The sequence below is a fragment of the Affinundibacterium flavidum genome (assembly GCF_014284175.1).
Classification (GTDB): Bacteria; Pseudomonadota; Gammaproteobacteria; order Burkholderiales; family Burkholderiaceae_D; genus Undibacterium; species Undibacterium flavidum.
Map to the genome: position 1 here is coordinate 192,324 of NZ_JACOGA010000007.1, position 14,914 is coordinate 207,237.

The following is a 14,914-nucleotide window of genomic DNA, read 5'->3' on the forward strand; positions in this document are numbered from 1 at the left end:
ACTTTTGCGTCCTCGGTTTATTATTTCTGAAGTTCTTGCTACTGCTAATCAATACTAATCAATATTAATTAATGCTGAGCTTAGTGGCGACCGTAACAGCATCAACGGCCTCTACTTTGGCGAGCATACCGCGCCATTGACCTTCTGCAATTAGCCAGGAATAGCTGGTGATGTACTTGCCATTTTCCGTGTCTATGTGTTTCATTTTGCACGACTTGAAGGTACCAGCTGGAACGGTCACCGATTCTGTGCCTAAGAAGGTCAAGGATTCTGTCGTCGTATGAACAGGCAGGCTCGTAGGATTACCTGCCATTTCTTGGCTAACCGTATAAGTTTGTTGGTACGCTTGATTCACTGGCAACGAGATTGGCGTGCGCACAGGCGGGGTCATGCTGGAGGTGACCACGTAGTTGGTTGTGGTATTCACTTTCACATTTAAGACGTTTCCATAGATGAAAATTTCATCGTTAGTCACGACGATATAGGACTTCATTTGGCTGGTCGCGCCCGTTCCGATGCCGGTTAATGAAAGCGTATCTGCCACCAATTCTTGAGCTGTAATTCCCTTAAACGTCGTATTGCCATTCATTGTGTAAGTAACGGCATATGTTTCAGTGCTACTGGTATTGTTACTGGTGTAGGTCGAACTCATTTCTGTCCGGTATACGGTACCTGCTTTATACAAATTCGCATTGAAGCAATCTCTGGAATTGCCTGTGCCGGATCCAGTGGGTGCTGTCATTAATAAATTGAAATTAGTATCGGTGACATTAATCAGTGTTTTTGCCGCGGCGGTGTTATTCGAGGTGACTAGTGCTGCGATAGCGATACCTTTGCTAATCGCGTCATTCGGATTGACATAACCAAGACCCTGTTCAATCGCAAAATAAGAGCCAACAGCGATTTTATTGTCCAACAATTGCGGTACCCAGCCCCAAGTCGCGTCGCCAACAAAACTGTGGGCAGAATTGAGCATAGTGGTTACCAGCGTGCCCTTGCTGGCTTTTCCAGAAGCCAGTTCACCCGCCCAATAATTGACATCGGCATCCGGTGGTGCCGTGCTACCACTGCGGCCCAACACATTTTTGTAAATGATTTTCACAAATTCAGCATTCGTCATCGTGCTGGAATATCCGGTCAGCGTTGTATATTGCACTGCCGCCGCGTAGAAATTATTTGCTAGTTGATCGACGGTCATCCCCGCCTTCATTTGCTGTATCCAATAGCCGAGACCATCAGCTTCGGGAACACGATTAAAGAAGGCGATATACAGTTCTATCAAAGTGCGCAAATTCGTCGCTGACAAAGTCTTGGATTGCTCTCCTATCATTAAATTTACGGTCATATCAGAAAACACCAGACTCGCGTTGGCTGCGACCTGCACATTCGCTGTAATACCGATTAAGTCTCGCACTTCAAAACCGGTGGCGGTGCGGGTAATCAAATAATTATTGCGTGCATTCGGGAAGCTGGTCGGCGTACTAGGTGCTGCCGCCATAGGTGCGGCTTGCAAGCCGAGCGTGGCGTCGTGCTGATTGGATTCACCACCGCAGGCACTTAAGAGAATTGCCAAGCTTGATGCGATGAGGGAACTGGGAATGGTGCGATGGCGAAGAGACATAATCGTTATTCTTTCTAGCGTGTGTGGTCAATAGGTGCTTACGAATTAGAAGGAGTTCAGAAATACTGAACTTGCCTAACTTGCAATTAAAGGCGACATTGTAATGTAAAGATGTTTTGAGATCATGTTTTTGATTTAATTAAAGTTTAAGTGGCTGAATTCATCCGATGTCCGGTAAACCAAGTGACAAAGTTCGGGCGCGCGAATCGCACCTCGCTACTCTTTTCACTTTCCACTACAATGACCCTAATTTTTTAAGCTGCATAAACTACTATGGCAAGACTCCCACGCTTGGTAATTCCACATCAGGCTCATCACATTACGCAAGCCGGTATTGATGGCAAAACCATCTTTGTTGATAACGCCGATTACAGCGCATTCTTAGACTGGCTGAAAGCGGGTGCGAAACAATTTAAGGTGCAAATTCACGCGTATGCGATTTTGCCAGATCGTCTGCATTTACTCGCTACGCCGGATGATGAGCTGGCGCTCGGCAAGTTGATGCAATGGCTGGGGCGCTACTACGTGCCTTACTACAACGCCAAATACAAGCGTAGTGGATTATTGTGGCAGGGCAGATTTAAAGCGACCGTGATTGAGGCCGCGAATTACTTTCTACCGTGTTGCGTGATGATAGAAGAAATGCCTGTGCGTCAGCATTTGGTCACTAGTGGTGATGCCTATTCTTGGTCGAGTTGTCAGCATCATTTGGGTATGCGAGCTGACCCTTTGGTGGCGGATCACGCGATGTACTGGGGCTTGGGAAATACGCCGTTTCAGCGTGAAGCTGCGTATCGTGAACTCTTGGAAAAAGGGCTGTCTTCAGCGCATTTTAAAGCGATCAACGATGCGACCAATAAAGCCTGGTTATTGGGATCGGAAGCGTACAAAGCGGATATGTCGAAACTGACGGAGCGCAGAGTGGAGCCAGTAGCACGTGGTCGGCCACGTAAGAAGTTACCCGTGCCTATTTGATATTACCTGATGCTGGTTTGTGATTGACTGCTAGCGGTTCAGTAATTCAGGCTAGCAAATTCGTTCAGCAACTGAGCTTGGCAACTTAGCTCACCAACATAGTCCACCAAGTCGCTTAAATTGACATCACTAAAACAAGTACAAGCCGCATGCATCATGACTACCAAATGGCTAAGTAGACGAATGACGCGGCTTGTACCGATTCTAAGTAAAGATGCAGGAGCCGTGCATCAAGCGAAAATCAACAAGCTCAAATCATCAAGTTCAAACTTAAGACTCCCCAATCAAGCTTTCAAAGTGCGGGATTAATTCAGGTTAGTCACCAACTAATTGAACCGCATCAATCACTTTGTAACCACGCTCCATATTATTCGCGATGCTGATTTTGACTGCTTTCACTTTGTACGAAGTGCGGTCAAAACTGCGTACGAACCAAGTGCGATTACCACGTTGGTCGCGCTTTTGATCACTGATGCCATCCCACACCGTATTCCATTTGCCGTCCGTGCTTTGTATCGAGATTTTATTGATTGCTTCGACTCCGGCACCGTTTTCAAAGACGACGCGTACATCTGTTGCTGATACCGGCTTTTCATAAGTCGTTTCCAACCAATCAAATCCTATATCTTGATTGTTATTCGTCCAGGTTTTGCCATCGACGCCACCTTTGACATTTGCCACTGCATTGACTGAAGAAGGGCCAGAGCTGTTGTCATCGCCAAAAGTCGTGCTGGCTTTCGCGCCATTCGCCCATTGTCCTTTGCTGTCGTTGATGTAGCGGTCTTCCATGGTGGCGTATTCCATCAAGGCTTTTTTCTTTGCCAGCTCTGCTTGCTGCTCAGTCGGTTCTGCAGACGAAGCAGAATCTGCCGCGCTGGCTTTGGCACTTTCATTGGACTTCGCAGTGCTTGTCGTGGCAGTGCTAGCAGCTTGTTCGGTCGCGGCAGCCGCAGAAGCTGAAGCCGATGCTTCTGATCCCTTTTTATGACAAGCGACCAGTACCACACAACTGATAGCCAACAAGATACGGTAAGCGTTTTTCATATTGAACTCATTTAAAAAAAGAAATTGAAATGGAAATAAAAGTGGAAACAAAAATCGAGACAAAAATCGAGACAAAAATCGAGACAAAAATCGAGACAAAAAATAAGTCTGAAAATCATGCAGAACTGACATGATGTGAGAATCGCATTCTATGCGAAATTATCATCGTTGTGCAGCTGGCATTTTGGCGCTAGTATCAATTGTCGATTGGTATCGCATGCCTCATCGTGTGTATCTCAGTCAAAACTCAAGTCATTCATTTCCATGGAGCACTATGAAAACTTTCTTGTTCTCTTCGACCTTATTGCTAGCAATATCATCCAGCGCCATGGCACAAAAGCCGGCTGCCGATTTGATTATTCATCACGCTAAAATCTGGACAGTCGACTCAAGCAAAGCGCAGGCGCAGGCGGTAGCGGTGTTGGGAGACAAGATCGTGGCAGTTGGTACAAATCAACAAGTAGCGCTGTGGCGCGGCTCGCGCACCAAGATGATTGATGCTCATGGCAAGCGTGTATTACCAGGCTTTAATGACGCTCACGTACATTTTGCGGATGGCGGAAATTCGCTCTCGGAAGTGGAACTGAAAGACTCCAGCTCATTGCAAGAGTTCGCTCGTCGTATCGCCGCCCATGGCGCATCCTTGCCTGGTGGTGAGTGGGTGCTGGGTGGGAATTGGGATGATCAGGCTTTTACCGCGCCTGGCCTGCCAACGCGTCAAATCATTGATGCCGTCGTGCCTGAGCGCCCCGTATTTGTCACCCGTTACGACGGTCATATGGCAGTTGCCAATTCTTTAGTGTTGAAGCTGGCTGGTATAGACAAACAAACGCCAGAATTACCCGGCGGCGAGATTGTGCGGGATCAAGATGGTAATCCCACCGGATTGTTGAAAGATGCTGCCATGGATTATGTGTTCAAAGTGATGCCAGAACCGAGTCCAGAAAAACGCCTGAGAACGATACGCGCCGGCTTGCAATTGGCGGCGCAGTTGGGCGTCACCAGCTTGCAGGATATGAATCCGCCTTACGCCGATATCGCTGCGTATGCTGAATTGGCGGAACGCGGTGAACTGAGTTCCAGAATGTATGTAGCGCCCATGCTGTTGCAAGCGGAAGACATTCGCAAGTTGGGAATCCGGCACGCTTTCGGTAGTGATTTTTTACGCATGGGGGCAGTGAAAACCTACGCGGACGGATCATTGGGATCGAGCACCGCCTATTTTCACGAACCTTATTTGGATGCGCCGCAGACCCGTGGTTTGCTTGCAGGCGAAATGCAGCCGATTGAGGGTATGCGCGAGCGTATGATATTGGCGGATAAAGCGGGCTTGCAGTTATGCGTACATGCGATTGGGGATGACGCAATTTCCGCAATTTTGGATTTGTTTGAAGACGTGGTTAAAGCAAATGGTGAACGTGATCGACGTTTTCGAATCGAGCATGCGCAGCATATGGCGGAGCAAGATTTCGCGCGCTTTGCCAAGCTGGGCGTCATCGCTTCGGTACAGCCATATCATGCGATTGACGATGGTCGTTTTGTCGATAAACGCATAGGACATGCGCGCGCCAGCCGCACTTACGCGTTCCGTAGCTTCTTAAAGCATGGCGTAAAGCTTGCCATCGGCACAGACTGGACGGTCGCACCGCTTGATCCCATGAGTGCGATCCACGCGGCAGTCACACGCGCCACCTTGGATGGTCAATATCCACAAGGATGGTATCCAGAACAAAAACTCACCGTCGCCGAAGTGGTGCAGGCGTACACCATGGGGTCGGCGTATGCAGAATTTCAAGAACATCTGAAAGGCAGTATTACACCTGGAAAATTAGCCGATATCGTGATCTTGTCACAGGATATTTTTAAGATCGCGCCAGATCAAATTAAGCATGTGAAAGTAGAGAAAACCTTGGTAGGTGGTAAGTTGGTGTTTGAACGCAAGGATTAATATTGCGTGCTATCACTGACATTCCGACTCACCCCAACTAAGACGCACTTCACCACAAAATAGTAGAAAAGCTATAGTCGATTGCATACACTCCGCCTTGTTCGAATTTTTTATTAATGCCCTGAACATGGATTAAGGACAATCACGATGCAAGACCAGCTAATTTCTCATCCCACGCTCAGTGTTCAGGCTCCATCGGCCAGCGGTCATGATACGAGTCTAGGTGCAACTCATTCTGCAACTAATTTTGCGATTCATTCTGCAACTCATGCTACAACTCAGAGACGCCATGATTTGGAACTGCTCCGTATTGTGGCTTTGTTTCTTTTGATTTTTTACCACACCGGCATGCTGTATATCCAAGGCTGGGATTTTCATTATAAGAGTGACTATCAAAGTGAAACACTAGCAAATTGGATGATGTTGGTGAACCCGTGGCGTATGTCTTTGTTGTGGTTTATCTCTGGCGTTGCATTGCACTATGCTCTGCAAAAATATGGCAGTTGGTACAGCGTGCGTCAACGCAGTTTGCGCTTACTATTGCCTCTCTTGTTTGGAGTTTTGGTAGTAGTGCCGCCGCAGTTATATATAGAAATGGCTGGCAAGGGACAATTGCCGGCGGGTTTTACTTATCTGGATTTTTATCAAGCTTTCTGGCAGCTCAAGCACCCCTTGTTTGCTAATTATAAGAGCGGTATTTTGCCGCACATGGATGTCAATCATTTGTGGTATTTGCGAGAGCTGTGGAAATTTTCTCTAGTGCTGATTCTTGTCATCGCTTTCACAAAACTGGTGTGGAAAATTTTAGTTCAACAATTTCCTTCGGCGACGAATAGTTTCAAAAATCTCAGTAACTTTAACGTACATGGTGGCAGTGTCAGTGTTCTGCTAATACTCGCACTGATCGCGCTAGATGTGTTCCATCTCGATGACAGGAACAACACAGGATTGTTGTTTTTACTGGCCGGTTATGCATTGGCGATGCTGAACGCATTTTGGCGGCACATTGTGCAATATCGCCGTCGTTACCTGATTGCGGCTGTCGTTTTATTTATTGCTTTGCTCGCGGTTTACAATTTTTTGTGGATGGTGCCAGAGCGGAAAGCTTTACCGTGGGTAGATGGTTTCGCTGCGATTGTTTATCGTTCGTATGCTGGTTGTTGCATCATGGCGGCGCTTGCGTATGCGCAAAGTTTTGGTGCACACTTTCAGCAGTTTTCTCAACGTTGGAGTGAAGCCGTTTTGCCTATTTATGTCGTGCATCAAAGTCTCATTCTGATTGCCGCATATATCTTGAAACCGTATGCGCTCGGCGCCTGCTTAGAGCCCGTCTTTGTGCTTGTTTTTACTTTTGCTGGTAGTTACTTGATCTATCGTGTGATCAAACAATTTAATGTGCTCCGTGTGTGTTTTGGCTTGGCATGGGAAACGCCGACAAATTCGGTGGACGCCACATCGGCAGCGCATGCATCTGCGAAGTTTGGACGACTTCTGCGTCAAGGTTTGGCGTACTTGGTATTGCTACCGCTGGCGTTGAAATTACTTGCTTGATCCGTGGCTGATAGCCTGCCAAATCCGCCTCGTCTCATTTTTTGTATTTTTCGAAAAAATGAAAGCCCTACAATGACGGTGGCAACCCGCCTCCGTCATTGGGTCATTTATTGAGCCATTTGCACATAACATGAAATCACAGCTTCAACACGCCGCGAAAGCCGCGTGCGCTGTAGTAAGACTGCGCGCCGTTGTGATACACAAATACATGGTCATAGCGACGATCACAAAAGAGTGCGCCGCCTAATGCGCGAATTGCGGCAGGCGTTTGTATCCAACTCGAAGTTTTTTTGTCAAATTCACCTAGGCTTTGTAGCGCACGGTATTGTTCTTCACTGAGTAGCGTGACGCCGATGGCATTGGCCATATCGACCGCACTATCGGCGGGTTGATGTTCTTTTCTCGACTCTAAGCCAGCGCGGTCGTAGCAAACGCTGCGACGGCCACTAGGACTTTCCGCAGCACAGTCGCAAAAAAAGATTTCCTTGTTATTCCCTGCGCCCAATTCAAAATCGACGACGTCGGGCTCGCCACCTGATTGTTCCATGGACATTAACACAGCTAGACAAGTCGAGTTTTTGGCGAGCTTTTTTTCTACATCGGCCCAAGTGACATGTTGATGGTGCGCTTTGTTTTTTTCAAAGCGCGTTTTGAGCGTGCTTAGCAGGTCGGCGTAATCGGTTTTTGGCATTTTTTTGCATCCTTCTTTTTTTGTCCGGTTATTGTCGGCAGTGTGGGGCGGCTTGAACAAATAAAATGCCGCAATGGCATCATACTTTTAGCCGCGTGGCAGAGCAAATTAATTGTGTTACCCGACTTCGTGCTTGTCGCTTAGCTTGTTAATGCGCCTCGGCACCTAGACGCCAGGATGGTATTGTGAATGCTAGCCCACGCGATTTTGTTGTAAAAAGTACGATTCATTGTCATGCTGCTTATAGCTAACGACATGCATGTAGGAAAGATGTTGACAGCGCAGATGGCTGTTGGCAAAGTGGATTATCCCTAGTTTATCCCCTAACCGGGTTTGTGCAGATGCGGCCAATCATTCGCTTAATTTGCCTCATGTTTAGCCTTCATAACTTGTTGAGCTTACGCAAAAACGCGCTGGCCAAGGGAGGAGTCGAAGACAGTAGCTCAGCTAACAATTCTCAGGTGATTCTCTTTGCATAGTCTGCTAAAAAATAGTTGGAGAAGCGTCGTCTTTGCTGTACTTGCTACATCGATGGGCTTGGTGCTGAGCTTCGCCTGCACATTTGCATTTGCTGCTTCGACCTCTGAATTGCGCTTTCAAAGACTTCCTTCGCTGGGAGCCGATCAGCTTTCCACTTTGTCGCTGATTCAAGATCGGCAAGGATTTATTTGGATAGGTACAAATAACGCTGGTTTGTATCGCTTCAATGGCTATCACAGCGAGAAATACCAAAGTCAGGCGACAGATGCTTCCAGCCTGCCGCATGACAGAATTTCTGCCCTGTATGAAGACAAAGAAGGGCGCATCTGGGTAGGTACGCAAAACGGCCTAGCGCGCTTTAATTCCGATAAGAATAACTTCACGCGGTTTGCTCCTGCGTCTGGCGTCGCCAATCAACGCATTATCAAATCCATCGTGCCAGACGGTAAGGCGGGTTTTTGGCTGGCAACCTGGGGCGGCTTGCAGCATTTTGACCCTGCGAGCGGAGAGTTCACTTTGTACTCGCATGACGCTGCCAAACCAGATAGCCTAGCGACGAACGATTTGAACGCAATTGCGGTTGATCAGCGTGGCGGCGTTTGGGCGGGCACCTGGCCAGCTGGGATCGACTATCTGGCACCGGGCGCTACAGGGTTTCAGCATTTTCGTATCGATGATGAGAAAGCGCCGGATTCAAAATTGAATATCGTACGATCACTCTATCTCGACGTACAAAGTGTTTTATGGATAGGTACCGAAAATGGCGTGGTGCAATGGAATACCGCAGATGATTGGTCCAAACGTCGACGTATCGATACCCCGAATAGTCGAGTGAATGCAATTTATGCCGATCACCATGGTGTGATATGGGCGGCGACGCTATCTGCGGGCTTACTTAAATGGGATGCCGCAGCAGGGCAATTCAGGCAATTTGTCAAACAGGCGATTGATCCCTACAGTCTGCCATCGGATGACGTGCGTGCCATTTTGCATGACCGTGGCGGCATGTTGTGGGTTGGAACTTTGACAGATGGAATCGCTCTTACCAATCTGAATAGCACAGGATTCAGGCGCATTATTCCCTTTGATGCTGATGCGCAGAATCCACGACCGAATAATGCCATCGGACGAATCGCGGGCACACCCGATGGGCGCTTGTGGTTGGCAAATAATAATGGCGTCGCCTTATTCGATCCGGTCAATGGCAATGTGCTGAAACAATTTCGTGCTGACAAAACGCGTAAAGGCGCCTTGAGTAATGACTTGGTGTACAGCTTGCACCTATCGCGCAATGGACCATTGTGGGTTGGTACCTCCGTAGGTTTGAATCGACTCGATACAGATGATGGCGTGTTTACGGTGTTTCATTTTGATAGCATTGCAGATGACTATATCAATACGATAGCGCCGGGTGATGAGGGTATTCTATGGTTGGGCACGGGAAATAGTTTGATTCGTTTTGATACGCAAGCAAAAACACACACCAAATTTATCTCAGACCCAAGTGATCCTGACAGCCGCAGCGCCAAGGGCACGACGACCATATTGCAAGATAGTAGTGGTCGTTTGTGGGCTGGCGCAGAATGGGTCGGTGGTGGACTCGACTTGCTCGACAAAAAGACGGGCAAGTTCAGGCATTTTCGACATGATCCCAAAGAGCAAACAAGCATTAGTGCGGACAATATCTCTTCATTACATCAAGATTCGCAAGGACGAATTTGGGCTGGCGCAGTGAATGGATTAAACCAAATTATGACTGAAAAAGATGGTCGTATCTGGTTTCGCCATTACGATGCAAAAGATCAAATCGGGTCGGCAAAAATCGTTGCGATAGAAAGTGATTTGCAGGGGCGACTCTGGCTCAGTACCGTGGATGGCTTGATACGATTCGATCCGAATCTCGGTACGGTTGAACGTTATGTGGCGAGCGATGGCTTATCAGATAATTTCGCTGGTGCTTCTTATCGCGCTCAAGACGGTGTTTTGTATTTTGGTGGCACCAAAGGGATGACAGCGGTGTATCCGAATGCAGTTAGCCGTCATTCCTCCGCGCCACAAATTGCTATCACCGATATCAGTGTATTTAATCGCTCTCTAAAATTTGGCGACCTGCCTGCTGGCATCCGACTAAGAGGATCGGTGACAGCACCACAGGCGTTGAGCATCGCTGAGCAAGAATCGGTGTTCTCCTTAGAATTCGCCGCATTGCACTTTACCAATCCGGCGCAAAATCGCTATGCCTATCGACTCGAAGGCTTTGATCGGGAATGGGTAGAAGTCGATGCCGATCATAGAAATGCGACCTACACCAACTTAAATCCTGGTGACTATGTGTTTCAAGTGAAAGCGGCGAATGATCGCGGCATGTGGAGCGAGCAAGTCGCCAGTTTGCCTATCGAAATCCCACCGCGTTACTGGCAAACCGTGTGGTTTCGCTGGCTGATGTTCTTTTTGATCGTAGGAGGCTTGGCGGGGATTTATCGGCGACGCGTAGGTCGCCTGACGCGCGATCAAGCGAGATTAGAGTCTCTGGTCGCGGTGCGTCTACAGGAACTCACGGCGCAGCAACAGCTCAATCGCGATAGCGCAGAACGGATGCAAGCCATATTGCAAAACGCCGCCGATGCGATTCTGACTGCGGATAGCAAGTGGATGGTGGAGACATGTAATCGCGCAGGCCTACAGCTCTTCGGTTGGAGTCCGGAGCAAATCAAAGGTATGCCATTTTCCAAATTATGTAGCGAAGATTTGACTGCAGTTTTGATGGAGCATGTCAGCAGCCCAGAATTCTTGCAGACCGGCTACAGTGAAATGGAACTGCAACAAGTTCGCGCTGACGGTAGTGGTTTTTTAGCGGAGCTATCGCTGAGTGGATTTGCCGATGCGGGACAACGTAAGTTTATTTTAATCGTGCGCGACATTACTGAGCAAAGGCGAGTCGAGCGGATGAAGACGCAATTTGTGTCCACCGTGAGCCATGAATTGCGTACACCCTTGACCGCAATTCGCGGTGGCCTCGGTCTGATGGTGTCGGGTGTGACCGGTGATTTACCACCTGCGGCAGCGAAACTAGGGCAGATCGCATTAAACAACGCTGAGCGTCTGGCTCGCTTGATTAATGATTTACTCGATATGCAGAAAATTGAAGCGAACATGATGGACTTCAATTTTCAACGTCTGCCTTTGTATGTTTTGGTCGCTGACATACTCGAATCAAATCAAGATTTTGCGAAACGCTTGGGTGTTGCTTTGGTGCTCGATAGTGATATTCCCGCCTACGCACTCAGGGTTGATCCAGATCGCTTCGCACAAGTGATGGCGAATCTGCTGTCAAATGCCTGCAAGTATTCGCCCAAGGGCGAGCAAGTGAAATTGCGTTTGCTGCTCAATGACAATGGCGTAATCAGAATAGAAGTATTGGATCGCGGACCTGGAATTCCAGCTGGATTTAGCGAACGTATCTTCCAGAAATTCACACAAGCTGACGCATCCGATACTCGCGCCAAAGATGGCACTGGTCTTGGCTTGACTATTGCCAAAGAAATGGTTGAACGGATGGATGGACGAATCGGTTTTTATACCAACCCGCTGGGCGGTACGATATTTTTTGTGGAGTTTCCATTGTTTGCGTTGGAAGCGTGAGCAAGCAGGGCACGCATTCCAAAGCGTGCATTGCAACACAGCATTGCAACATCTGATTCCCAACATCCGCGTCGTATTACGCTAGTATCACTCCTAGAATTTTCAAAGAAAATGCGTCGATAGTTTTGAGCTTATCGGCGCCTATGGCAATTGACTAGAACTGAAATTATCATAGATCCCGTATGCATTTTTGTGCTTGAGGTCGCACTTAAGAAGTGTGCTTGAAAATTGCGGTTTAGCCGTAGCAAAAATTTCCCGGACAGAAAATTCGAAAAAAAAGTTCAATTTTTAATTTTCAAAAATTGTTGAACTAGCATTTTTAATTGCAGTCGAACCTTGCACAAATCAAGAGAGCTTGCGCCATTTTCTTGGCACAGATCTATTTTTGTCGCATATCCTTTGTGCGCCTTCACTCCTACACAATACGCTTGTCGATCACAGGCGCAGTCTCGCATTTGAATGCAGCGACTACGTCTATTTCTGCACGCCTGTTGTAGGTGAAATGCGCTGCAAGATAGGCGTTAAGAAATTTAGCACGCAAGGCAATAAGCACAACAAACACAGCAACAAACAAATAAGAAAATAAGGAAGACTATGAATTACTTCACACATTTACCGACTAGATTCAAGAAAAAAATTCAACAGTGGCAGACGCAAGTCTATCCTCACCAATTCAAGAAATCGCCTTGCAGCGCCTTGTTGTTGAGCAGTAGTTTGGTATGTCTATTGGCCAGCGGCGCGGCGCAAGCGGCAGATACACTGACCATCCCACGCGCCAACAAACCTCCGGTTTTGGCAGACTATGTGGCGGGTTTGCCGTCTGAGCATGGCGTAGAGATCAACACGTTCAGACAATACAGACCCGGCAATGGCACGCCTGCATCGCAAGACAGTAAAGCGTATTTGTCGTATGACGATAAGCACTTCTACGCGATCTTTGTGGTCAAGGCCGATCCCAAATCGGTACGCGCCAATATTGCTAAGCGTGAAAATATTATTGGTGATGACGAAGTCGTGCTGGAGTTGGATACCTTCAATGATAAACAACGTTCTTTCGTATTTCATGCCAATCCCTATGGCGTGCAATTTGACGGCAAACGCACTGAAGGCATAGGACTCGATTTTAATTTTGATACGCAATGGCAGTCCGAAGGGCAACTGACGCAAGATGGTTTTGTGGTCAGCATGGCGATCCCGTTCAAGAGTTTGCGCTTTAATGCATCCGAAGTGCAAAACTGGGGAATTGCCGTTGGGCGTATCGTTGGTGGTATTAATGAATGGTCGTTTTGGCCTTACATCACGGATAAAGACGCTAGCTTTGTCGGACAAATGGCGCAGATACAAATCCCTGCCAAGCTAGTGCCGGGGCGTAATCTGCAAATTAATCCTTCTCTCTTTACAGGTCAGAAAAAACTTCTGAATAGCAGCAATCCAAGCGCAGCATTGTGGCAACAAGAAAATAAGTCGCGTCCTGGCCTAGACGCGAAATGGGTCGTGAGTGAAGCGATGGCTTTGGATTTGACGCTTAATCCTGATTTTAGTGAAGTCGAATCGGATGAGCCTCAGGCCTTGGTGAACAAACGCTATGAAGTTTTATTTCCAGAAAAACGGCCATTCTTTTTAGAAAATGCCAGCATGTTTCAGACGCCGCAAAATCTATTTTTCTCGCGTCGCATTATTGAACCCAAAGCAGGTGCACGTTTGACTGGACGTGAAGGCAATTGGTCATTCGGTGGCTTGGTCATTGACGATGCCGCGGTAGGCAAGTTTTTACCTGTGCAGCATGCAAGCTATGGTGACAAGGCGAACATAGTCGTTGCCCGGGTTCAGAATGATTTCTCGAATGGTTCGAATTTGGGTGCAATGTTGACCGAGCGTAGACTGGGCAATATTAGTAATTCAGTCGTGAGTGCGGATATGCGCTATCAACTCGATAAGAATTGGAATATCAATGCGCAATTTGCACATAGTCAAACCAAAGACGGCGCGACCACGAAGCTGCAAGACGATTTGGGTTTTCTCGAAGTGAAACATACTGGGCGTAATTTTTTGTGGACTAGCCAGTACCTCGACATCGGTGAAAATTTTGATCGCAAACTCGCCTATTTGCCACGCAATGACATCCGTCAATTTACGCAACAAATTCGCTACATCTGGGACTTCACCGAACCGAAGATTTTCAATCAGGCGGGACCACAATTAAAGGCCATCGTATCGCGTGATCATCAGAATTTGGTGCAGGACTGGAGTTTGGAGACCGATTTAATTTTGCGCACCAAATTTGCCACGGACATTACTGTAGTGAACGTCAATTCCTATGAGTTATATGAAGGTCGTGGATTTCAAAAATATGGTAATGGTATCGGTGTGGTGTCAGAGCTGCTCGATTGGCTGAGTATTAATTTTGTCACCGGCACCGATAAATTGATCAACTATGTGCCGGCTGCTGGGCAAGATCCTAGTTTGAATCAAGCGCGAGATTTTTCTTTGACTCTGGGCTTCAAACCACATTCACAATTACGCATCGATGAGACTTTGCTGTATAACGATTTACATACGATGAAGGCTATCGCCAGTTTGCCGGTGGATAGTGCGATTTATCGTGACTTAGTATTCCGTAGCAAAATCGCGTACCAGCACAACCGCTATTTAGGTGTCAGGTTAGTGTTGGATTATCATAATCTGCAAGCCAATCCGCTATTAAGCGGGATCAAATCAGGTAAGCAGTTAAACAAAGATCTGCAATTAAGCTATGTATTGGGGCCAGGTACGACCATCTATGCTGGCTACGCAGATCGCCAAGAAAATCTGGCAACGGTCAGCAATCCGCAACGTGTCGTGCAGACTGATAAATTGGATTTAATTACTGGTCGTAGTGTGTTTGTAAAACTCAATTATTTGTTTCAGCTGTAAATCTCGCGCGATCTTTTTTGCGTGTAAGTAAATTTAATATCCTTCACGT

The 14,914-nt window shown here is 47.4% G+C and carries 8 protein-coding genes; 5 read left to right on the forward strand and 3 right to left on the reverse strand.

The genetic code is table 11. The features are described 5' to 3' along the window. Positions 1-64: 64 nt before the first annotated feature. Positions 65-1,621, reverse strand: a complete 1,557-nt coding sequence (locus H8K55_RS09305) for a DUF4214 domain-containing protein (protein WP_186941810.1) — start codon at positions 1,619-1,621, stop codon at positions 65-67. 273 nt (positions 1,622-1,894) lie between these two features. Between H8K55_RS09305 and H8K55_RS09310 the strand changes: the two genes are divergently transcribed. Then, complete coding sequence (locus H8K55_RS09310) at positions 1,895-2,596, forward strand: transposase (RefSeq protein WP_186941811.1); 702 nt, start codon at positions 1,895-1,897, stop codon at positions 2,594-2,596. Between the two features lie 315 nt (positions 2,597-2,911). Here H8K55_RS09310 and H8K55_RS09315 read toward each other — a convergent pair whose 3' ends face one another. Further along, complete coding sequence (locus H8K55_RS09315) at positions 2,912-3,640, reverse strand: hypothetical protein (RefSeq protein ID WP_186941812.1); 729 nt, start codon at positions 3,638-3,640, stop codon at positions 2,912-2,914. A 274-nt stretch (positions 3,641-3,914) separates the two neighbouring features. On the opposite strand from H8K55_RS09315, the gene H8K55_RS09320 reads away from it, so the two are divergent. Beyond that, the gene (locus H8K55_RS09320) at positions 3,915-5,588 is read left to right on the forward strand and encodes an amidohydrolase (RefSeq protein ID WP_222612418.1); all 1,674 of its coding nucleotides are present in this window, start codon (positions 3,915-3,917) and stop codon (positions 5,586-5,588) included. Positions 5,589-5,735: 147 nt separating this feature from the next. Beyond that, complete coding sequence (locus H8K55_RS09325) at positions 5,736-7,139, forward strand: acyltransferase family protein (RefSeq protein ID WP_186941813.1); 1,404 nt, start codon at positions 5,736-5,738, stop codon at positions 7,137-7,139. Between the two features lie 136 nt (positions 7,140-7,275). Here H8K55_RS09325 and H8K55_RS09330 read toward each other — a convergent pair whose 3' ends face one another. Then, positions 7,276-7,830, reverse strand: coding sequence for a DUF4256 domain-containing protein (locus H8K55_RS09330; protein ID WP_186941814.1), 555 nt, complete (start codon positions 7,828-7,830; stop codon positions 7,276-7,278). A 471-nt stretch (positions 7,831-8,301) separates the two neighbouring features. On the opposite strand from H8K55_RS09330, the gene H8K55_RS09335 reads away from it, so the two are divergent. Continuing rightward, positions 8,302-11,952: a two-component regulator propeller domain-containing protein gene (locus H8K55_RS09335; RefSeq protein ID WP_186941815.1), complete on the forward strand. Its 3,651-nt coding sequence runs from the start codon at positions 8,302-8,304 to the stop codon at positions 11,950-11,952. A gap of 594 nt (positions 11,953-12,546) precedes the next feature. Further along, entirely contained in the window at positions 12,547-14,865 is a 2,319-nt protein-coding gene (locus H8K55_RS09340; protein WP_186941816.1) for a carbohydrate binding family 9 domain-containing protein, read from the forward strand. The last annotated feature ends 49 nt before the right edge of the window (positions 14,866-14,914 follow it).